This is a genomic window from Streptomyces sp. NPDC049040 (assembly GCF_043197715.1).
Classification (GTDB): Bacteria; Actinomycetota; Actinomycetes; order Streptomycetales; family Streptomycetaceae; genus Actinacidiphila.
Map to the genome: position 1 here is coordinate 118,843 of NZ_JBICTO010000016.1, position 21,483 is coordinate 140,325.

The 21,483-nt window shown below is 73.6% G+C and carries 17 protein-coding genes; 7 read left to right on the forward strand and 10 right to left on the reverse strand.

The genetic code is table 11. The features are described from left to right. Positions 1-29: 29 nt before the first annotated feature. Positions 30-1,619 carry an acyl-CoA carboxylase subunit beta gene (locus ACGFMP_RS29815; RefSeq protein ID WP_393676166.1) on the reverse strand — a complete coding sequence of 530 codons (1,590 nt, stop codon included), beginning with the start codon at positions 1,617-1,619 and terminating at the stop codon, positions 30-32. 234 nt (positions 1,620-1,853) lie between these two features. On the opposite strand from ACGFMP_RS29815, the gene ACGFMP_RS29820 reads away from it, so the two are divergent. Both ACGFMP_RS29820 and ACGFMP_RS29825 read left to right on the forward strand, forming a co-directional pair. Then, positions 1,854-2,762 carry a biotin--[acetyl-CoA-carboxylase] ligase gene (locus ACGFMP_RS29820; RefSeq protein WP_393676168.1) on the forward strand — a complete coding sequence of 303 codons (909 nt, stop codon included), beginning with the start codon at positions 1,854-1,856 and terminating at the stop codon, positions 2,760-2,762. Between the two features lie 124 nt (positions 2,763-2,886). Continuing rightward, on the forward strand, positions 2,887-4,002 hold the full coding sequence (locus ACGFMP_RS29825; protein WP_393676170.1) for an adenylate/guanylate cyclase domain-containing protein: 1,116 nt from the start codon (positions 2,887-2,889) through the stop codon (positions 4,000-4,002). On the opposite strand, the gene ACGFMP_RS29830 is transcribed toward ACGFMP_RS29825, so the two are convergent. After that, positions 3,986-5,332 carry a M14 family zinc carboxypeptidase gene (locus ACGFMP_RS29830; protein WP_393676171.1) on the reverse strand — a complete coding sequence of 449 codons (1,347 nt, stop codon included), beginning with the start codon at positions 5,330-5,332 and terminating at the stop codon, positions 3,986-3,988. The genes ACGFMP_RS29825 and ACGFMP_RS29830 overlap by 17 nt on opposite strands. A gap of 310 nt (positions 5,333-5,642) precedes the next feature. Between ACGFMP_RS29830 and ACGFMP_RS29835 the strand changes: the two genes are divergently transcribed. Beyond that, positions 5,643-6,806, forward strand: a complete 1,164-nt coding sequence (locus ACGFMP_RS29835) for a HesA/MoeB/ThiF family protein (RefSeq protein WP_393676172.1) — start codon at positions 5,643-5,645, stop codon at positions 6,804-6,806. Then, a complete protein-coding gene (locus ACGFMP_RS29840; RefSeq protein ID WP_393676174.1) occupies positions 6,803-8,038 on the forward strand; it encodes a hypothetical protein in 1,236 nt (411 codons plus the stop codon). The genes ACGFMP_RS29835 and ACGFMP_RS29840 overlap by 4 nt, the downstream gene beginning before the upstream one ends. Positions 8,039-8,084: 46 nt before the next feature. On the opposite strand, the gene ACGFMP_RS29845 is transcribed toward ACGFMP_RS29840, so the two are convergent. Both ACGFMP_RS29845 and ACGFMP_RS29850 read right to left on the reverse strand, forming a co-directional pair. Beyond that, positions 8,085-8,927, reverse strand: a complete 843-nt coding sequence (locus tag ACGFMP_RS29845) for a DeoR/GlpR family DNA-binding transcription regulator (RefSeq protein WP_393676202.1) — start codon at positions 8,925-8,927, stop codon at positions 8,085-8,087. A gap of 225 nt (positions 8,928-9,152) precedes the next feature. After that, entirely contained in the window at positions 9,153-10,613 is a 1,461-nt protein-coding gene (locus ACGFMP_RS29850; RefSeq protein ID WP_393676175.1) for an NAD(P)H-quinone dehydrogenase, read from the reverse strand. A 108-nt stretch (positions 10,614-10,721) separates the two neighbouring features. On the opposite strand from ACGFMP_RS29850, the gene ACGFMP_RS29855 reads away from it, so the two are divergent. From ACGFMP_RS29855 to ACGFMP_RS29865, 3 genes are all read left to right on the forward strand, one after another. Beyond that, positions 10,722-11,159, forward strand: coding sequence for a gamma-glutamylcyclotransferase (locus tag ACGFMP_RS29855; protein ID WP_393676177.1), 438 nt, complete (start codon positions 10,722-10,724; stop codon positions 11,157-11,159). 136 nt (positions 11,160-11,295) lie between these two features. Continuing rightward, on the forward strand, positions 11,296-12,105 hold the full coding sequence (locus tag ACGFMP_RS29860; protein WP_393676179.1) for a purine-nucleoside phosphorylase: 810 nt from the start codon (positions 11,296-11,298) through the stop codon (positions 12,103-12,105). A 67-nt stretch (positions 12,106-12,172) separates the two neighbouring features. Beyond that, on the forward strand, positions 12,173-13,825 hold the full coding sequence (locus ACGFMP_RS29865) for a phospho-sugar mutase (protein WP_393676181.1): 1,653 nt from the start codon (positions 12,173-12,175) through the stop codon (positions 13,823-13,825). Positions 13,826-14,329: 504 nt separating this feature from the next. Here ACGFMP_RS29865 and ACGFMP_RS29870 read toward each other — a convergent pair. The 6 genes from ACGFMP_RS29870 to pstC form a co-directional block, all read right to left on the reverse strand. Then, positions 14,330-15,052, reverse strand: a complete 723-nt coding sequence (locus ACGFMP_RS29870) for a hypothetical protein (protein ID WP_393676183.1) — start codon at positions 15,050-15,052, stop codon at positions 14,330-14,332. An 8-nt stretch (positions 15,053-15,060) separates the two neighbouring features. Further along, a complete protein-coding gene (locus ACGFMP_RS29875; protein WP_393676185.1) occupies positions 15,061-16,023 on the reverse strand; it encodes a phosphate ABC transporter ATP-binding protein in 963 nt (320 codons plus the stop codon). A 72-nt stretch (positions 16,024-16,095) separates the two neighbouring features. Continuing rightward, a complete protein-coding gene (locus ACGFMP_RS29880; RefSeq protein WP_393676187.1) occupies positions 16,096-17,043 on the reverse strand; it encodes a sortase in 948 nt (315 codons plus the stop codon). Between the two features lie 85 nt (positions 17,044-17,128). After that, positions 17,129-18,865: a substrate-binding domain-containing protein gene (locus tag ACGFMP_RS29885; protein WP_393676189.1), complete on the reverse strand. Its 1,737-nt coding sequence runs from the start codon at positions 18,863-18,865 to the stop codon at positions 17,129-17,131. Between the two features lie 62 nt (positions 18,866-18,927). Further along, positions 18,928-20,109: a phosphate ABC transporter permease PstA gene (pstA, locus tag ACGFMP_RS29890; RefSeq protein ID WP_393676190.1), complete on the reverse strand. Its 1,182-nt coding sequence runs from the start codon at positions 20,107-20,109 to the stop codon at positions 18,928-18,930. 91 nt (positions 20,110-20,200) lie between these two features. Beyond that, positions 20,201-21,241, reverse strand: a complete 1,041-nt coding sequence (gene pstC, locus ACGFMP_RS29895) for a phosphate ABC transporter permease subunit PstC (RefSeq protein ID WP_393676192.1) — start codon at positions 21,239-21,241, stop codon at positions 20,201-20,203. Positions 21,242-21,483: the final 242 nt, after the last annotated feature.

Genomic DNA, 21,483 nt, shown 5'->3' on the forward strand with positions numbered 1-21,483 from the left:
CCCCGCCTGCCGCGGCGCCGCCCGTCCCGCTACAGCGGGATGTTGCCGTGCTTCTTCGGCGGCAGGCTCTCGCGCTTGTTGCGCAGCGTCCGCAGCGCCTTGACCAGCTGCGCGCGGGTCTGCGAGGGCGCGATGACCGCGTCCACGTAGCCGCGCTCGGCCGCGATGTAGGGGTTGAGCAGGGTGTCCTCGTAGTCGGTGACGAGCTGGCCGCGCAGTTCGTCCGCGGCCTGCGGGCTCTCCGCCTCCGCGAGGGTGCGGCGGTGCAGGATGTTGACGGCGCCCTGCGCGCCCATCACCGCGATCTGGGCCGTGGGCCAGGCCAGGTTGAGGTCGGCGCCCAGGTGCTTGGAGCCCATCACGTCGTAGGCGCCGCCGTACGCCTTGCGGGTGATGATCGTGATCAGCGGGACCGTGGCCTCGGCGTACGCGTAGATCAGCTTGGCACCGCGGCGGATGATGCCGTCCCACTCCTGGCTGGTGCCCGGCAGGAAGCCGGGGACGTCCACGAAGGTGACCACGGGGATGTTGAAGCTGTCGCAGGTGCGCACGAAGCGCGCGGCCTTCTCCGAGGCGTTGATGTCGAGGCAGCCGGCGAACTGCAGCGGCTGGTTGGCCACCAGGCCCACCGGCCTGCCCTCGATCCGCCCGAAGCCGGTGACGATGTTCGGCGCGAACAGGTCCTGGGTCTCCAGGAACTCGCCGTCGTCGACCACGTGCTCGATGACCTTGTGCATGTCGTAGGGCTGGTTCGCCGAGTCCGGGATCAGCGTGTCGAGCTCCAGGTCCTCCGCGGTGGCCGCCAGGTCGGCCGCGGCGGCGAAGGAGGGCGCCTCCTCCAGGTTGTTGCCCGGCAGGTACGACAGCAGCGCCTTGACGTACTCGAAGGCGTCCTTCTCGTCGCCCGCCAGGTGGTGGGCGTTGCCAGAGGTGGAGTTGTGGGTGCGCGCGCCGCCCAGCTCCTCCATGCCGACGTCCTCGCCGGTCACCGTCTTGATCACGTCGGGGCCCGTGATGAACATGTGCGAGGTCTGATCGACCATCACCACGAAGTCGGTGATGGCCGGGGAGTAGACCGCGCCGCCCGCGCACGGGCCCATGATCAGGCTGATCTGCGGGATCACCCCCGAGGCGTGGACGTTGCGGCGGAAGATCTCGCCGTACATCCCGAGCGAGGTGACGCCCTCCTGGATCCGGGCGCCGCCCGAGTCGTTGATGCCGATCACCGGGCAGCCGGTCTTCAGCGCGAAGTCCATCACCTTGACGATCTTCTCGCCGTAGACCTCGCCGAGCGCTCCGCCGAAGACCGTGAAGTCCTGCGAGAAGACCGCGACCGGACGGCCCTCGACGGTGCCGTAACCGGTGATCACCCCGTCGCCGTAAGGGCGGTTGGCCTCCAGGCCGAAATTGGTCGAGCGGTGCCGGGCCAGTTCGTCCAGTTCGGTGAAGGAGTCGTCGTCCAGGAGCAGTTCGATCCGCTCACGGGCGGTCAGCTTGCCCTTGGCGTGCTGCTTGTCCACCGCCTTCCCCGAGCCCGCGTGGTTCGCCTCCTCGATACGGCGGCGCAGGTCCGCGAGCTTGCCCGCGGTGGTGTGGATGTCGTAGTCCGGCTCGGCCATTGAGGCGGCTCTCCTGCTCTCGGCGGCGGTTGACGCGCCCGGCGGCTGCTGGCAACCGCCTGCTGGGAACGGACGCTTCTTAACTGGTGAGTAACGCTGTTTTCCGTAGCGTAGTGGCGACTCTGGGGTACGGACACTGCGGCGTTCACCACACTGCACCACCGCCTCCCGCACCTGCGGCGCCGGTGCCATGGCCCGGCGTGTCACCGGTGCCCGCGCTCGTAGGGTGGAAGCATGACGTCCAGCCGCTGGTCCGACCTCGACCGACCGCCGCTCAGTGCCGCGGCCCTGCGCCGTGCGGTGGTCACCGGCGATTCGCTGTGGACCGCGCTCGACGTGGTGGAGCAGACCGGCTCCACCAACGTCGACCTCGCCGCGAGGGCCACCGCGGGTGAGGCGGAGGGCGCGGTGCTGGTCGCCGAGGAGCAGACCGCAGGGCGCGGCAGGCTCGACCGGCGCTGGACCGCCCCGGCGCGCTCCGGACTCTTCTTCTCGGTGCTGCTCCGCCCGGGCGATCCGGCCCCCGCCCCCCCGGCCAGGGGCGCGGAGCCCGCCGCCGGCGCGACGGCGCCCGTACGCGAACCGGTGCCCGCGCACCGCTGGGGCTGGCTGCCGCTGCTGGCAGGGGTCGCCACCGCCACCGCGCTGTCCCGGGCGGCCGGCGTGGACACGGCACTCAAATGGCCCAACGACCTGCTGGTCACCGTCGACGGCGAGGAGCGCAAGGCCGGCGGCATCCTCGCGGAACGCAGCGGCGGCACCGGGGTCGTCATCGGCATCGGCGTCAACGTGTCGCTGCGCGCTGCCGAACTGCCGGTGCCCACCGCCGCCTCGCTCGCGCTGGCCGGCGCCCAGGGCACCGACCGCGACCCCCTGCTGCGTGCCGTGCTGCGCTCCCTCGCCGACTGGTACGACGCCTGGCGCGCGGCGGGCGGCGACCCGGCCGCCTCCCGGCTCCAGCAGACCTACGCGGCCGGCTGCGCCACCCTCGGCCGCCAGGTGCGCGCCGAGCTGCCCGGCGGCCGGGAACTGGCAGGCACCGCGGTCGCCGTCGACGGCGACGGGCGGCTGGTGATCGCCGGGCCCGACGGCGAGCAACCGGTGGGCGCGGGCGACGTCGTGCACCTGCGGCCTTCCCGGTGACCTCGGTCGTGAGAGGGTCGGTCCCGGTGAGAGTGAGCTGTGGCACACCTGCCGTATCGTTGACCCGCTGCGTCGTCTCGATGATCGGAAGGGCTGTGCGCAGGGATTCCTCAGGGGCCGGGCGATGAGCGTGGACGACCCGGGCCCACCCGTTCCGGACGAGCCGTCCGCCGCCGACCCGGGTCCGGAAGCGGACCCGGACGGCGAGGCCGTCACGGACACCGGCGAGCATCCGCTGGCGCTGCGGCTCGAACAGCTCATCCTCGGCGCGCCCCGCCGCTACACCCCCTTCCAGGCGGCCCGCACCGCCGGCGTCTCCATGGACCTCGCCGCCCGCTTCTGGCGCGCCATGGGCTTCGCCGACATCGGGCAGGCAAGGGCGCTCACCGAGGCGGACGTCCTCGCGCTGCGGCGGCTCGCGGGCCTGGTCGAGGCGGGACTGCTGTCCGAGTCCATGGCGATCCAGGTGGCCCGCTCCACCGGCCAGACCACCGCGCGGCTCGCCGACTGGCAGACCGACTCCTTCCTCGAAGGCCTCACCGAGCCGCCGGAGCCGGGCATGACCCGCGCCGAGGTGGCCTACCCGCTGGTCGAGCTGCTGCTGCCGGAGCTGGAGGAATTCCTCATCTACGTGTGGCGCCGCCAGGTCGCGGCCGCCACCAGCCGGGTCGTCCAGTCCGACGACGAGGAGGCCGTCGACCGGCGGCTCGCCGTCGGCTTCGCCGACCTCGTCGGCTTCACCCGGCTCACCCGGCGGCTGGAGGAGGAGGAGCTCGGCGAGCTCGTCGAGGCCTTCGAGACCACGGCGGCCGACCAGGTCGCCGCGTACGGGGGGCGGCTGATCAAGACGCTCGGCGACGAGGTGCTCTTCGTCGCCGACGACCCGGGCACCGCCTCCGAGATCGGCATACGGCTCATCGAGACGATGACCGGGGACGAGACGATGCCCGCGCTCCGGGTGGGCATGGCCTTCGGCACCGTCACCACCCGGATGGGCGACGTCTTCGGCACGACGGTGAATCTCGCGTCCCGCCTGACCTCGATAGCGCCGCGGGACGCCGTCCTGGTGGACGGGGACTTCGCGGAGGCGCTCGCGGAGGCGGGCGAGGCGCCGCTGTCGGAGGCCGACGTGGACGCGGCGGACTCCGAGAAGTACCGCTTCGCGCTCCAGCCGATGTGGCGGCGCCCGGTCCGCGGACTCGGCGTGGTCGAACCCTGGCTGCTCACCCGTCGCGGCTGAGCCGCCGCCGTACCCGGGCGGCCCGCGGCCCCGCGCCGCGGGCCGGATGGCTGAGGGCGACCGCGGCCTGCACGGTGTTCGCCTGGTGCTCGGCCTGCCGGGCGACATGCACCCAGGCCGGCCGGAAGCGCTGCTGGTAGCCGGCGCACCAGTCGTGCAGCGCCTCGTCGATCCCGGCCTTGACCGGTGCGGCGGCCCTGCCGGCCGGTTCGAGGGCGCGGCGGAGCAGCGCGACCGCGCGGACGGGCAGCCGGTGCGCCCACACCTCCATGCCGGCCAGCTTCGCCCGCGTCATGCGCCCGGCGCCGATCAGCCGGGCCTCGGCGACCCGCGGATCCCACTCCTCGGGCAGCTGCCGCAGCGCGGCCAGCTGGGTGCGCAGCGACCGGAGGAAGGGGCTGTCGTGTGACGGCAGGTGGGGCAGGGCGTCGTCCAGCAGCGCCGCGATCCGGCGCCGCCTGCTGCGCATCTGCTCGGCGAACGCGATCAGCTGCTCGCGCGGGTCGTGGACCGGGCTGCGGTCCCCCAGCCGGTCGCTCGCCCAGATCGGCACCTCGACGATCGCGGTCGCGCCGCCGTATCCGTGGGGTGCCAGCCAGGTGGTCCCCCGGGGGCCGCTGTTGCCGTCTGCTCGCCGTCCGCCGGCGGCCGGCGGCATCGTGAAGATGCCCGGTCCGGATTCCGGCCAGGAGAAGGTGTCGTAGGAACCCGATTCAATCGGTATGCCGAGTCCGGCCGCGGATCTTCTGAAAGGCTCGGCCAATTCCGGAAGATCACGGGTGACCTGGACGAAGGTGCCGCCCACGTCTGTACCGTGCAGCGAGCACTGCAGAAACGGCCGGAGTGACGCGATCAGGCCGAGAAGAATCCGACTTTCCGGAAGTGTCACACCGGTGGAAGGAGCCCACTCCGGCTGCTCCTCGGAGGCCGGCCGAAAGAAGTGCTCGAAGAACTCGGGCATGCTGCGCACCCCATGGCCGCTGTTCGCCAGACCCGCACCGTCGGGATCGAGACACAACAGAAAATTCCACCGGGTCGATTCGCGCAGCGCCGGATCCGCGAGCACCCGGTGGGCGAGTTCCATGGCGGTCGCGCCGCCGACGAACTCGTCCGGGTGCGGCCCGGCCACGATCAGCACGTCGTCGGCCGCGTGGCCCACGGAGAGCAGGGTGAGCGGCTGACCGGCGCGGGAGCTGCCGACGGTGTCCACCCGGCAGACTTCCGGGTGCCGCGCGGCCAGCAGGCGTGCGGTTTCGGTCAGTTCACCGACCGTCGGATACCGGTCGTCGGCCATCACCGCTCTGCCCGCGCCGGAAGACGCGTCGATCATCAAAGAGTCCCCCCGACCCCAGACGTCGATTTCACGTCGCGGCGGCCGCCGGCACGGGCCGGCGGCCGCCTTTAACCACGGCCGGACAATTCACCCGCCCGACCCTGCGCTCAGTTACCGGTGTCGCTGCTGCCCGAGGTGGTCTGCTTCTTGTCGAGCGGCTTGATCACAATTTTCTTCATACCGATGCTCCCCTTTTCTGCTGGCGACAAACGTCAATCGCCGGAACACGGTTGACGTGCCATCAGTACGTCATGTGAGACTGCGGACTGTCAAGCACGCCTCCATTAGACGGAGTTGACTTCTTCTCATGTTACGACCGCGAATCAAACCCGAGCATTCCGGCTACCGTACGGTCGACGGAACGGTCCGGCTGGGCAGTGTCGTCTACGGGATCGGAGTGGAGATCGAGGACCCGGACGGCTGGGTCTGGACCCTCGTGGCGGCGCTGGACGGCAGCCGTTCCGTCCCGGAGGTCGCGGCGGCGGTCGCTGCCGCCCACCCGGAGGTGACCGCAGCCGATGTCGTGGAGGCCGTCGCCGACCTCGGGGCCGCGGGCCACCTCGAGGACCTGGCCGCCCCCGCCACCAGGCTGACGCCACAGGAGCAGGAGCGCTACAGCAGGGGCGTCACCCTCCTGCGGTGGCTGGACCGCAGCCCGGCCCGCAGCGCCTGGGAGCTGCAGGAGCGGTTGCGGGCCTCCCGGGTCCTGCTGGTGGGCCTGGGCGGCACCGGAGGGTACGCGGCCCAGGCCCTGGTCGCCTCGGGCGTCGGCCACCTGCACTGCGTGGACCCCGACACGGTCGACCTGTCGAACCTCAACCGCCAGCCCCTCTACCGCGAGAGGGACGTCGGGCGCCCCAAGGCCGACGCGGCCAGGGACGACCTGCGGGCCCTCAACTCCCAGGTCGAGGTCACCAGCGAGCAGGCGCGGGTGACGGGCCCCGCCGACCTGGCGGACCTGCTCGACGCCGGTCCCGCCGCGTACGACCTGCTGCTGCTGTGCGCGGACCAGCCGGCGGAGATCCGCCGGTGGGCCAACCGGGTCTGCCTCGACTCCGGCACGCCGTGGATCGACGGCGGCTACCGCGGCCCGCTCACCACCGTGGGGGTGCACGTCCCCGGCACCGGCGGCTGCTGGCAGTGCCAGCGGCTCGGCGAGAGCGAGCGGCGGGACCTGGGACTCGCGCCGGGGCAGGGCGAGGAGGCCGCGTCCCCCCGGATGCCCTGGAACCCGGTGACCGCCGTCACCGCCGGCCTGTCCGGGCTGCTGATCGCGCACGCCGCGACGGCCCTGCTCACCGGGGCCCCGCCGATGGAGCCCGGCTTCCGGTTCGGCGTCAACCTCGCGGCGCTCGGCGACCCGGGACTCGAGCGCCACCCGCGGCGCCCGGACTGCCCGGCCTGCGGTGAGGCGGCGATGGCCGCGCACTCCGCGGCGGACGCGATCCCGGGTGGCGGAGCGGTTCTGTGACCGTCGCGCCGGCCCGCCCCGCCGTCGCCGGCGGCAGCCGGGTCCGGCTGCACCCGCTGCAGAGCCGGCGCGCCGGCGACGAGGTGATCGTCGGCCGGCTGGCCACCGGGGACTTCGCGGCGGTCCCCGCGGTCGGTCTTGCGGTCATCGAGTGCCTGGGGCGCGGGCTGACCGTCGCCGAGACCCGCAAGGCGGTGCTCGCCGAGACCGGCGAGGACGTCGACGTCGGTGACTTCGTCGACGGCCTGGCGGCGCTGGGATTCGTCTCCGACGTCGACGGGGTCGCCCTGCCGGGCCCGGCCCCCCGGCGGCCGACCTTCCCCTGGATCACCCAGCGGCGCGCCGCGTGGTCGCTCAGCCCGCTGGTGCCCGTCGCCATGGGCGCGGTCATCGCGGCCGCGGCCGTCGCCGCGGCCGCGCAGCCGCGGCTGATCCCCGGCTACCGCAGCCTGCTGTGGAGCCGGCACGGCAGCCTGGTCCTGCTGGTGACGGTCGGCGCCGGCTGGTCGATGGTGCTGCTGCACGAACTCGCCCACCTGCTCGCGGCCCGCGCGACCGGGGTGCCCGCGCGGATCGAACTCGGCACCCGACTGCAGTTCCTGGTCGCCCAGACCGACATGAGCGGCATCGAACTCGCGCCGCGCCGGCACCGGCTCACCGCCTACCTGGCCGGCATGGCCGTCAACCTCACCACGGCCGCCGCCGGGCTGCTGGCCGCGGCCGCCGCGGGTCCCGGCTCGCCGGCACTGCGGCCCCTGGAGATCCTGGTCCTGGTCGCGGTGCTGCCGCTGCCCTTCCAGTTCATGGTCTTCATGCGGACGGACGTCTACTTCGTCCTCCAGGACCTCACCGGTTGCCCCGACCTTTTCGGTGACGGCCGCGCCTACGCCCGCTTCCTCGTCCGGCGTGCGCTCCCCGGCCGCAGGTCACGGGCCGCCGACCCCAGCCGCGGCATGTCCGCGGCGCGGCGCCGTGCCGTCCGCGCCTACGGTGCCGTGCTGGTGCTGGGCACCGTCCTGTGCCTGGGCTCGCTGGCCTCGGTGACCGCGCCCGCGGACCTGACGGTGCTCGTACGCGCCGCCCGGCGGACCCTGCCGGGCCACAGCGTGGCGGACCGGCTCGACGGCCTGGCGGTGCTGCTCGTGCTCGGCGGCGCCCAGGCGGTGTGGGCCCGCACCAAGTGGCGCGGCGCCAAGGCCCGGAGGCGGCCCGGCGCGGTGCGGGACTCCTGAAGGCTCAGCGCGGACGCAGGCCGGCTCAGCGCGGACGCAGGCCGGCTCAGCGCGGACGCAGGTCGGCGAGGCGGGGAACGGGTGGCGGGCGCAGGGGGTGCGGCCGGCGGGGGGCGGGGAGCGGCGCGGCCGGTTCACCGGGGCAGCCTGGGGCCACCGCCAGCTGGACGCCCCGGTCGGCGAGCGCCTGGAGCTCCGTCGCGGCGCGCTCGTCGCCGGCCGGCGGCTCGTCGGTCACCAGGTGGGTGATCAGATCGGTCGGCACCGTCTGGAACATCGTGTCGGCGCCGAGCTTCGTGTGGTCGGCGAGGACCACGACCTCAGAGGCCGCCTGCACCAGCGCCCGGTCCACGCTGGCGGACAGCATGTTGGACGTGGACAGGCCGCGCTCCGCGGTGAGTCCCGCGCCGGACAGGAAGGCCCGCGACACCCGCAGCCCCTGGAGGGACTGCTCTGCGCCGCTGCCGACCAGGCCGTAGTTGGACCCGCGCAGGGTGCCGCCGGTCATGACCACCTCGACCCGGTTGGCGTGGGCCAGCGCTTGGGCGACCAGCAGCGAGTTGGTCACCACGGTGAGCCCTGGCACCCGGGCGAGCCGCCGGGCCAGCTCCTGCGTGGTGGTGCCCGCGCCGACGACGATGGCCTCACCCTCCTCCACCAGCGAGGCCGCGAGGTCGGCGATGGCCGTCTTCTCCGCGGTCGCCAGATGGGATTTCTGCGGAAAGCCCGACTCACGGGTGAAGCCACCCGGCAGGACCGCACCACCGTGACGGCGGTCAAGCAGTCCTTCTGCCTCCAGCGCCCGCACATCACGGCGCACGGTCACTTCGGAGGTCTGGACGACGCGGGCGAGCTCGCGGAGCGACACTGCTCCGTTGGCCCGCACCATTTCGAGGATCAATTGGCGACGTTCTGCAGCGAACACGGAACCGACAGTAACCCCAACGACCGCTACTTTCAGCGTTTTGCACCAGATGACGGAAGTTGCACCTGAAACAGACCGGCAAGTGCTATACGCCGACAGTACGTTCGCCCGCGCCATGAGAGCGCGGGCCGCCGCGCCGGGCGCGCGGGCCCGCGACGGGGTACCGCATGGACCGGAGGGAGCCGCGGCCTACGACAGGCCCTGCTCCTGGCCGCCCGCCTTGCGGTTGTGCAGCTGCCGGGCCACCTCGGCGATCGAGCCGGAGAGCGACGGGTAGACGGTGAAGGCGTTGGCGATCTGCTCGACCGTCAGGTTGTTGTCCACCGCGATGGAGATCGGGTGGATCAGCTCGCTCGCCTTGGGCGCGACGACCACACCGCCGACCACGATGCCGGTGCCGGGGCGGCAGAAGATCTTGACGAAGCCGTCCCTGATGCCCTGCATCTTGGCCCGCGGGTTGCGCAGCAGCGGCAGCTTCACCAGCCGGGCGTCGATCCGGCCGCTGTCCACGTCGGCCTGCGAGTAGCCGACGGTGGCGATCTCCGGGTCGGTGAAGACGTTGGAGGAGACGGTCTTGAGGTTCAGCGGGGCCACCGCGTCGCCCAGGAAGTGGTACATCGCGATCCGGCCCTGCATGGCCGCGACCGAGGCGAGCGCGAAGATCCCGGTGACGTCGCCGGCCGCGTAGACGCCCGACGCGCTGGTGCGGGACACCTTGTCGGTCCAGATGTGGCCGGCCTCGGTGAGCTTCACACCCGCCTCCTCCAGGCCCATCCCCGAGGTGTTGGGGATCGCGCCGACGGCCATGAGGCAGTGCGTGCCGGTGATCACCCGGCCGTCGGTGAGCGTGGCCTCCACGCCGTCGCCCACCCGCTTGACGGACTGGGCGCGGGAGCGGGACATCACGTTCATGCCGCGCCGCCGAAAGACGTCCTCCAGGACCGCGGCGGCGTCCGGGTCCTCACCTGGCAGCACCCGGTCGCGGGACGAGACCAGCGTCACCCTCGAACCGAGCGCCTGGTAGGCGCCGGCGAACTCGGCGCCGGTCACACCCGAGCCGACCACGATCAGCTCGCGGGGCAGCTCGTCGAGGTCGTAGACCTGGGTCCAGTTCAGGATGCGCTCGCCGTCGGGCATGGCGTCGGCCAGTTCGCGCGGCCGCGCGCCGGTGGCGACGAGCACCGCGTCGGCGGTGAGCCGCTGCTCGGTGCCGTCGGCGGCGGTGACCACGACCGTGCGGGTGCCCTCCGCGGTCTGCGGCCCTTCGAGCCGGCCGCGCCCGCGCATCACGGTGGCGCCCGCCCTGGTCACCGAGCCGGTGATGTCGTGCGACTGGGCCAGCGCGAGCCGCTTGACCCGGCGGTTGACCTTGCCCAGGTCCACCCCGACGACCCGCGCGGAACCCTGGAGCGGCGGGGTGTCGTCGGCGACGATGATGCCGAGCTCCTCGTACGAGGAATCGAAGGTCGTCATGACCTCTGCGGTGGCGATGAGCGTCTTGGACGGCACGCAGTCGGTCAGCACCGACGCACCGCCCAGGCCGTCGCAGTCCACGACGGTCACCTCCGCGCCGAGCTGCGCTGCCACCAGCGCCGCCTCGTAGCCGCCGGGTCCGCCACCGATGATCACGATCCTTGTCACGTACCCCATTGTCCCGCACGCGCCAAGTGCTCACCGCCATGGGCATCGCCGAAGGAGCACCGATGCCCCGCGCGCTTCCTTACGCCGGGCCGATGCCGCTCCCGTACCCTCGTCATCATGTCGCTCTACGCCGCTTACGCAGGCAACCTCGACGCGCGGCTGATGACGCGCCGCGCCCCGCACTCCCCGCTGCGCGGCACGGGCTGGCTGAACGGCTGGCGGCTGACCTTCGGCGGCGAGCAGATGGGCTGGGAGGGCGCCCTCGCGACCCTGGTGGAGGACCCGGCCAGCCAGGTCTTCGTGGGTCTCTACGACATCGCGCCGGTCGACGAGGAGTCGATGGACCGGTGGGAGGGCGTGCCGCTGCAGATCTACCGGCGTACGACCGTCCGGGTGCACACCCTGGACGGCGACCTGGCGGCGTGGCTCTACGTGCTCAACGACTATGAGGGCGGCCTGCCCTCGGCCCGCTATCTGGGCGAGATCGCCGACGCCGCGGAGTCCGCGGGTGCGCCGCACGACTATGTGATGGGGCTGCGCAAGCGCCCCTGCTGAAGGCGGGTGCGGTGCCGGTTCCCCGCAGCGCGCGGCGACCGCGGGGGACGGCCGTCAATTGTCGGATGCTCCGATTTTCCGGCACTCGGTGTCAGGCCGTCTACGCGCGTAGGCCCTGACAGGTTACGCTCAGCGCGTGAACGCTTCCGTGAACCCCGACCCCTATGCCGCGGCCGACGCCGCCGCCGCCCGTCTGCGCGCGCTGACCGGTGCGCAGACGCACGACGTCGCCCTGGTCATGGGCTCGGGCTGGGTACCCGCCGCCGACCGGTTGGGCACCGCAGACGCCGAGCTGCAGATCACCGAGCTGCCCGGCTTCCCCGCGCCCTCGGTGGCCGGCCACGCGGGACGGGTGCGCTCGGTACGCGTCGGGGGCGTCCGCGCCCTGGTCTTCCTCGGCCGCACCCACCTCTACGAGGGCCTGGGGGTCGCGAGCGTCGCCCACGGGGTGCGCACCTCGGTCGCGGCGGGCTGCAAGACGGTCGTGCTCACCAACGGCTGCGGCGGCCTGCGCCCCGGCTTCCGCCCAGGCCAGCCGGTGCTGATCAGCGACCACATCAACATGACGGCGACCTCGCCCATCGCCGGCGCGAACTTCGTGGACCTCACCGACCTCTACTCCCCCCGGCTGCGCGCCCTGTGCCGGGACATAGACCCTACCCTCGAAGAGGGCGTCTACGTCCAGCTGCCCGGCCCGCACTACGAGACGCCCGCCGAGATCGGCATGGTCCGGGCGATAGGCGGGGACCTGGTCGGCATGTCCACCACCCTCGAAGCGATCGCGGCCCGCGAGGCGGGCGCCGAGGTGCTCGGCATCTCCCTGGTCACCAACCTCGCCGCCGGCATGACCGGCGAACCCCTCAACCACGAGGAGGTCCTGGCGGCGGGCCACGAGTCCGCCACCCGGATGGGCAGCCTGCTCGCGGACCTCCTGGCCCGTCTCTGAGGCGTGTCCACGGCGTGTCCGCACGCCAGGCACAACGCACCGGCACCGCAGAAGAGGAGGCACCCCCATGGACGACGTACTCGCCCGGGCCCGCGCATGGGCCGCGGAGGACCCGGACCCCGACACCAAGGCGGAGCTCGAGGCGCTGCTGGCCGCCGGCGACCTCCCCGAGCTGACCGGCCGGTTCGCCGGCACCCTGGAGTTCGGCACCGCGGGCCTGCGCGGGCCCCTCGGCGCCGGCCCGACCCGCATGAACCGGGCCGTCGTGATCCGCGCCGCCGCCGGCCTGGCGGCCTACCTGCGCGCACACGGCGGCACGGCCACCGTCATCGGCTACGACGCCCGCCACAAGTCGTACGACTTCGCCCGCGACACCGCCGCCGTCATGACCGCGGCCGGCCTGCGCGCCCACCTGCTGCCCAGGCCGCTGCCCACCCCCGTCCTCGCCTACGCGATCCGCCACCTCGGCGCCGACGCGGGCGTGATGGTGACCGCGAGCCACAACCCGCCGCAGGACAACGGCTACAAGGTCTACCTCGGCGACGGCTCCCAGATCGTGCCGCCCGCCGACGCGGACATCGCCGCCGAGATCGCGGCCATCGGCCCGCTGGCGTCCGTGCCGCTCGCCGCGGACGGCTGGGAGGTCCTGGGCGAGGACGTCGTCGAGGCGTATCTGCGACGGGCGGTGGCCGTGCTCGCGCCCGGCGGGCCGCGCGAACTGTCCACCGTCTACACCCCGATGCACGGCGTCGGCCTCGAGACCCTGACGGCGGCCTTCGAGCGTGCGGGCTTCCCCGCGCCGGTGACCGTCGCGGAACAGGCCGCGCCCGACCCGGACTTCCCCACCGTCGCCTTCCCCAACCCGGAGGAGCCGGGGGCGATGGACCTGGCGTTCAAGACGGCCAGGGACGCCGGCCCCGACCTGGTGATCGCCAACGACCCGGACGCCGACCGCTGCGCCGTCGCCGTGCCCGACCCCGCGGCCGACGCGGGCTGGCGGATGCTGCGCGGCGACGAACTGGGCGCGCTGCTGGCCGCGCACCTGGTACGGCGCGGCGCGGCGGAACCCGGCCGGGACGTCTTCGCCGCGAGCATCGTGTCGTCCTCCCTGCTGTCGCGGATCGCGGCCGCCGCGGGTCTCGGCTACGAGGACACCCTCACCGGCTTCAAGTGGATCGCCCGGGTGCCGGGGCTGCGCTACGGCTACGAGGAGGCCCTCGGCTACTGCGTCGACCCGGCGGGCGTCAGGGACAAGGACGGCATCAGCGCGGCACTGCTCATCGCGGAGATGGCGGCGGAGCTGCGGCGCGAGGGCCGTACGCTCGCCGACGTCCTGGACGAACTCGCCGTCGCGCACGGCCTGCACGCCACCGACCAGCTCTCGGCGCGGGTCGCGGACCTGTCGCTGATCGCGGACGTGATGGCCCGCCTGCGCTCCGAGCCGCCGGTGCGGCTGGCAGGACTCGACGTCGTCTCGGCCGAGGACCTCCTCGACGGCGCCGGCGGCCTGCCGCCCACCGACGGGCTGCGCTACCGGCTGGCCGGCGACGGTGTCTCCTCGGCCCGCGTGGTGGTCCGGCCCAGCGGGACGGAGCCCAAGGTCAAGTGCTATCTGGAGGTCGTCGTCCCGGTCTCGGGCGTCGTCCCGGCCGCCCGCTCGGCCGCCGCCGCGGTGCTGGCCGCCCTGAAGTCCGACCTGGCCGCGGCGGCGGGCCTGTAGGCCCGGCCCCGCGGATGCCGCGCCCTCGGCGGTGCTGCCCGCGGGCGCCGATGCGGGCCTGCGCCCGGATACGGTGCGGACCCGCCTCGGACCCGCCCACCGGGACATGAGCGCCCCGGCCTCGACCCCGCCTGCCGATGCAGGCGCGCCACACCGCCGGCCGACCGAGCGTGACGGACCCCCCTCAGGCCCGCCTCGGACCGTGCGGCCGGGCCTCGGCCCCGCCTGCCGATGCAGGCGCGGCACACCGCGGGCCGACCGAGCGTGACGGACCCACCTCAGGCCCGCCTCGGACCCCCTCGGACCCGCCCACCGGGGCATGAGCGGCCGGGCCTCAGCCCCGCCTGCCGATGCAGGCGCGGCACACCGCGGGCCGACCGAGCGTGACGGACCCCCCTCAGGCCCGCCTCGGACCCCCTCGGACCCGCCCACCGGGGCATGTGCGGCCGGGCCTCGGCCCCGCCTGCCGGGCGGCGGCGCCCGCCGTCCCGCCGCCCACGGCGGTCAGGACGGCGGGGCCTGGTCCCGCATCAGATAGCTGAAGCCGGTGTCCTTCCCGACGCAGGTCTGCAAGGTGAGGTCCCCCCAGTACAGGCCGTGGGCGGGGCCGCCCTGCCCGGGGGCGATGTCGTTGGCGTAGACGCGGTAGGAGATCGTGCCCCCGGGTGTGTCGAGGGTGACGCGGGTGCCGACCGGCAGCGGGGCGAGACGGTCGTAGCCGCAGAAGTCGTGGCCGACGATGACCGAGGTCTGCATGCCGGAGCCGTCCGCGACGGCCGGTTCCGGTCCGGCGAAGAGGACCGCTGCGCGGCAGCCGTCGATCGTGGCCTGGTCGCCCCGGACCACCGGGCGTGACCAGGCGCCGATGTGCAGCACCATCGCGGTGGCCGGGGTGTGTCCGGGCCGCGGGGCGGGCACCGCGGTCGCGCTCGCCCGCGGGGCGGGAGCCGTGGCGGCGGCCGTCGGCGGCCGGGCCGCCGCGGCGGTGCTGCCCGCGGGCGCCGGCGAGGGCCGCCGTGCGGGTACGGTGCGGGCCCGCGCGGGCGTGCCGGTGGCGGCGGACGGCGGGGGCGCCGGCCGGTCGGCCACCCGGGTGGTGGGCGCGGCCGACCCCGGTGCGGGCGCCCCCGAGGGGGTCCCGGGCCCGCAGCCCGCCAGCAGGGGCGCGGCGGCCGCGGCCAGGACCGCCCCGCGCACCGCCCCGCGCACCGCCCCGCGCAGTGACATCGCCGCCCTCAGCCGAAGCGGCCGTTGACGTAGTCCGCGGTGCGGGAGTCCACCGGGTCGCCGAAGACCTGCTCGGTGTCGCCCGCCTCGACGATGCGGCCGGGGGTGTCGTGGGTGGCGAGGAAGAACGCGCAGGACTGCGAGACCCGCTGCGCCTGCTGCATGTTGTGGGTGACGATGACGATCGTCAGCCGCCCGCGCAGCTCGGCGATGGTCTCCTCGACCCGCCGGGTGGAGGTCGGGTCGAGGGCCGAGCACGGCTCGTCCATCAGCAGCACGTCGGGTGAGACGGCAAGCGAGCGGGCGATGCACAGCCGCTGCTGCTGGCCGCCGGAGAGCGCACCGCCCGGCGTGCTGAGCCGGTTGCGCACCTCGTTCCACAGGCCGGCCCTGATCAGGCTGGTCTCCACCAGGTGGTCGCGGTGGTCGCGGCTGACCTTGATCCCGGCGAGCTTCAGCCCGCTGGCCACGTTGTCGTAGAGCGACATGCCGGGGAAGGGGTTGGGCCGCTGGAAGACCATGCCGATCCGGCGCCGGACATCGGCGGGGCGGCGGCCGGACGCGTAGATGTCGGCGCCTTCCAGCAGCACCTCGCCGGCCAGCGAGGCACCCCGGACCATCTCGTGCATCCGGTTGAGGATGCGCAGGTAGGTGGACTTGCCGCAGCCCGAGGGGCCGATCAGCGCGGTGACCTGGCCGGCCTGCATGCGCAGCGAGACCCGGTCGAGCACCTTGTGGTCGCCGAACCAGGCGGACACCGCACGGCTCTCGATGCCGTGGAGGTCGGAAGCGGCGGCCTCGGCCGGGCCGCCGGATCCGGCAGGGGCCGACACCGCCTCGGACGGCGGCACACGGGGCAGCACGGCGGTGTCGGTCGCGTCGGGGTCGGTGGCGGACGCGCGCGCTCCGGCCCCCACCGGGACGGGCTGCGCCTCCGGCGCGTGCCCGCCGGCAGCGCTGGTGTCGGTCATCGGTACTCCTTGGACGGTCGGCCGTGGTGTGGGAGCGACCGGGGCGGTCGCCGCCGGGCGGCGGGCGGGTGGTCAGTAGAGGTTGGGCAGCAGCGCGGCGGCGTTCTCATGGACGCACCACAGCAGCGCGGCCAGGACCGGCGCGAAGATCAGGTGGACGGCGCCGCGCGGCATCCGCCGCCGGGCGGCGACGACCGCCGCGATCACCGCGAGGAGCAGGCCGAGCGCCCACAGCTGGAGGGCGGGAAGGGCCGCGGTGTCGGAGGCCAGCGCCCGGTCGGTGTCGACGACGGCCGGCCGCCCGCCGGGGTCGGGCTTGCCGGTTCCGTCCAGCCGGGCCCCGACGAGCAGCGTGCGGGTGGGGATCCAGTCGGAGTCGCCGGTGACCAGGACCAGCCGGTCGGTGGCGGTGTCCTTGATCGGGTGGGAGCTGTCGCCGAAGGCGTTGACGGTGTAGGTGGACTCGCCCTGGCCTGTGGTGGCGTGGATGACGTCGCCGATCCGCAGATCGGTCAGGTCCGCGAACGGGGCGCCGAAGGTGGCGTGCCTGCCGAAGAGCACGCTGACGCCCTGCTGTCCGGGCAGTGCGGTGTCCCTGCGGTGCCCGGGGCCGCGCATCAGGTCGCGCCCTGTGGTCCCCTCGACCACCACCGCCTGGTGCAGCCCGATCGCCGGGATGTCGACGACCGCGACCGGCGATCCGTCGGGGGCCGTGCCGACCGGGGCGAGCGCGTTGGCGAGCTGGTTGGCGAAGGTCTTGCGCGCGGTGGACTGGAAGTGCTCCTCCTGGAGCCTGGACGCGGCGAACAGGTAGCCGACGAAGCTGATCATCAGCAGGCCCAGCAGCAGGCACGAAAGGGCGGCCGCCACAGGACCGTTCATCCGCAGGCGGAAGCCGGTGCGCGGTACGCCGGCGGCCGGGGCGCCGGGTTCTGCGGTCGGCCCGGCGGGCGGGGACGCGGTCCCGGGCGTCCGGCCGCCGCCGGCGTCCGCCTTTTTCGCGAGAGTCGGCGTGCTCATGGCTGTGGTTCCTCTCCTGTGGTCCGGCCGGACGGGTGCGGTGCCGGTGGCGGGCGGCGCGGGTGCGCCCTGCGGCGCTCCCCGGTCATCCGCCTGGACGCGGCCCGGGACCTGCGGCCGTCGCGCGCCGGCGGCCGCGCAGGTGGTAGCCGAGCACGGGCGGCACCGTCACCACGGCCAGCAGTTCGAGGGCGGTGAGGGAGCCGAGCAGCCAGTCGTCGTCCCGGCCGGCCAGCGCGACCACGTCGGCGGGGACGGCGGAACCGCCTCCGTCAGAGGTGCCGCCCGATGTGCCCGCGCCCGCGTCGGGGACGACCTGGCCGGTCTGCGGATCGATGACGGTGCCGCCGGTCCCGCCCGTGCCGCCGCCCGTCGCGGCACCGCCGGAGGTGCCGCCGGTCGCGCCCGAGGAACCGCCGCCGGTGCCGCCGGAGCCGCCGCCGGAGGAGGAACCGCCGGAGGAGCTCGCGCCGGCCGCGACCGGTTTGCCGTTGCGCACCGTGCAGTCGAGCGGCGCGCCGACCTTGTCGCAGGCGCTGGGCTGCGGTGCGTCGGTCAGGACGGTGAGCTTGCCGGCCGAGTTGAAGGTCGGGTTGGCGCAGTTCGACAGGGTGTTGGGGTTGATGCCGCTCTGGTTGCCGGGGATGTGGGAGACCTGGAGCAGGCCGCCCTTGACCAGCCCGCGCGGGATCGGCGAGTAGCCGAGCTGGCCCGCCTCGCCCTGGCCCGTGCAGAGGATGTACCCGATGTAGCGGCTGAGCGCGGAGCCCTTGGTGGTGTTGAAGCGGGGCGGTACTCCTCGCTTCCCGCCGGAGCGCGGCACGATCAGGTAGCTGTAGCTGGAGATCGGGTAGGACCGCGGATCACGCATGGTGTAGACGCCGTCGAGGTTCTGCTGGAGGAAGTTCGGGTCGCTGGGCGAGGTCTTGTCGTCCACGCCGCGGATCCTGGCGGCGGTCAGCGCCACGGCCACGTTGGACGGGCCGGGCAGGGTGTAGAAGCCGGCCGGGTTGAGGACCTTGACGACCGGCCAGTTGACCCGCTTGGCGTACGCGTACTCGTCGTAGCCGATCGTCCCCTCGCCGGTTCGCGACTGGATGTAGCTGGCGACGACGTCGGAGCCGTTCTGCGCGACCATCCGGCCGCTGGGCGGGTAGAACTCGGTGTAGTCGCCGCAGGTGCTGCTGAGGACGGACTTGCAGTAGGCGTCCCACTGGGACTTGTGGGTGTGCTCCATGTAGCGGGTGAACTGGGCGGTCGCGCCGGACCCGTCGGAGCGCACGACCGGGGTGATCGGGGTGTGCGGCAGCTTGCCGCCGTAGTCGTGTTCGATCGCCGGGTCGTTCCAGAAGGTGATCTTCCCGGTGAAGATCCTCACCAGGGTGTCGGTGGACATCCGCAGGTTGGTGACCTTCTTGCCCGCGACGGTGAGGTGGTACATGAACGCGGTGCCCCCGGCCGTCACCGGCACGTAGGAGAAGTCGTAGACCGGGTTCTCCGCGCCGTTGTACGCACCGCCGACGTTCCCCGCGTCGCCCCCGGTGCGGAAGGGCACGTCGGACGCGGTGAAGTCGTCCTGGCCCAGCGCCCACTGGGCGCGGCCGATGGCCGAGCCGACGGCGGAGAAGTTGACGTTGATGCCCTGCGGTCCCACGTCCTGCCGCCACTGGTCGAGTGCCGGGCCTGCCCAGCTGGAACCGTCGCCGTTGAGCGAGGTGGTGGCACCGGCCGTGCCGCTCCCCACCGCGAGCAGCGCCATCGCGGCGGTCAGCACGGCGAGCAGCCGGGGCCAACGGCGGTGCGCCGTGGGCGTGGTGGACATGGAGGCTCCTCCGGGCAGCGGGACGGCGGGGGTCGGGCGGACAGGGTCCTGCTGACGGCGGTTCACGGGGCCGCCGTCATCTCGCGCCTGATCCGGCGCCGCTGACGGCGGCTCAGGTCGCCGGGCCGGCGCCCGCCGAGGATCCGGGCGGTGACGAACAGCACCAGGACGACGACCATCAGGGTCAGGGCCGCGGCGAAGGCGCGCGCCACCATGTCGGGCGCCGGGTACTTCACGTAGTTCCAGATGTATAGCGGCAGGGAGACCTGGTGGTCGGAGAACGGGTCGGCGTTCATCCCCGAGGTGAAGCCCGAGGTCAGCAGCACCGGCGAGGTCTCCCCCACACCGCGGGCCATGCCGAGCACCACGGCGGTGACCAGGCCGGGCCTCGCGGTGGGCAGCACCACGCTGAGCACGGTGCGCCACTGGCTGCCGCCCAGCGCGTACGACGCCTCCCGCAACGTGCCGGGGACCAGCCGGATGACGACCTCGGCGGCACGGGTGACGATCGGCATCATCATCACGGTCAGCGCCAGTGAGGCGGCGAAGCCGCTCTTCTCCAGGCCCAGGGTGAGGATGACCACGCCGAGGATGAACAGGCCGGCGACGATGGACGGCAGCGCCGTCATCGCCTCCACCACGGTCCTGACCGGGCGGGCCAGCCGGCCGCCGATCTCCGACATGAAGACCGCTGCGGCGATGCCCAGCGGCACGGCGAACAGCGTGGCCAGGCCCAGCTGTTCGAGCGACCCGACGATGGCGTTGAGCGCGCCGCCCGAGGTGATCGGCGAGAGGGTGGCCGTGGACTGCATGGTCTGGGTGAAGAAGTTGAGGTGCGAGGCGGCGTGCTCGCCGCGGAAGAGCACGTAGCCGACCTGGTCCGCGATCAGCGCCACCACCAGCAGCCCCGCGGTGGCCACGACGGTCTGGATCAGCCGGTCGCGGGCGGTCCTGGCGTCCCACATCAGGCGTCCGACGCCCCAGAGCATGCCGAGGAAGAGCAGGTACCAGCAGACGAGGAAGCCGAAGGCGCCGCTGAGGGGCAGCATCCGCTCGAACAGCAGCCAGGTGAGGGCCAGCGAGCCGCCGGCCGCCCCGGCCAGGGCGCCGATCCCGCCGTCGCCGGTCGCGCCGAGCCTGACCCGGACTTCGGGGGCGTTCGCCGGGTCGGACCGCGGGCGGGAGGCTGGCTCCGGCCCCGTCCCCTGCTGCGCTTTCCGCGCTGCGGGCTCCAACGTGGTCATGGGTCGTACTCCTGCTCTGTGCGGTCCGCTCGGTGTGGGCCGGCTGCTGCCGGGCTCCTGGGTTCGGGTCAGGCGTGCACGTGGTCCGGGGTCAGTCCGCGATCGTCGAGCCGGACCTGGAGCGTCCGATGACCACGGCGGCGAGCATGTTGACCAGCAGGGTCAGCAGGAAGAGCACCAGGCCCGCGGCCATCAGCGCGGACAGTGACAGCGGGTCGGACTCGCCGAACCGCAGCGCGATCAGCGCGGAGATCGAGTTGGCACCGTTCTCCAGGACGTGCGAGGTGACGTGGAAGGAGGGCGAGATGATCAGCGCGACGGCGATGGTCTCGCCCATCGCCCGGCCGAAGCCCAGCATCACCGCGCCGATCACACCGCCCTTGCCGAACGGCAGCACCACGCTGCGCACCATTCCCCAGCGGGTGCTGCCCAGCGCGTAGGCGCCCTCCCGCTCGCCCTGCGGGGCCTGCGAGAAGACCTCCCGGCTGAGCGAGGTCATGATGGGGATGATCATCAGCGAGACCACGGTTCCTGCGATGAACGCGGACGAGGTGTAGGAGGTGTCGATGTCTCCGGTGCGCACCTTGAGGAACGGGACGGCCCCGCCCGGGTGCATGGTCAGCCAGCGGACGAATCCGACGATTCGCGGCTGGAGGAAGAACAGCCCCCACAGCCCGTAGACGATGCTGGGGATGGCCGCCATCAGGTCCACCAGCGACACCAGCGTGGAGCGGATGCGCACCGGGGCGTACTCGGAGATGTAGAGCGCGGAGGCGAGCGAGACGGGGACGGCGATCACCAGCGCCACCAGGGCGATGATGATGCCGTCGGGGAGTACGGCGGCGATGCCGAAGATGTGCGACTGCGTCTGCCACCTCGACTCGGTGAAGAAGGACCAGCCGACCACCCGCAGCGCCTTGAGGCCCCGGTAGAAGAGGAAGAACGCGATGAGCCCCATGATCGCGAAGACCGAGAGCCCCGCGCACCGCAGCACCCACCGGAAGATCTGGTCGCCGACCGCGACGGGCGCCGAGATGGCGCGCGGCCGGTCCGCCTCGCGCCAGTCGCCGCCGGGCTCGCCGACTCCTTCTGTGTGATCGGACGAGTCGGTGTCCGGAGCGGCGAATGCCATGATCGACTGCACTCCTCGGCTGGTTCGTGCGGTTGGCCTGCGGCCCCCGCGGGGCGGTGCTCGGCGATGGCGACGGATACATTCGCGCGGTCGCGGGCGACCGATGACGGTCCTGCGGGTGAACGCGGCCACAACAGGGGCGGGCGCGGGGGGGGGGGGGGGGGGGGGGGGGGGGGGGGGGGGGGCCGGGCGCGGGGGGGGGGGGGGGGGCGGCGGGGGGGGGGGCCGCGGGGGGGGCGCGC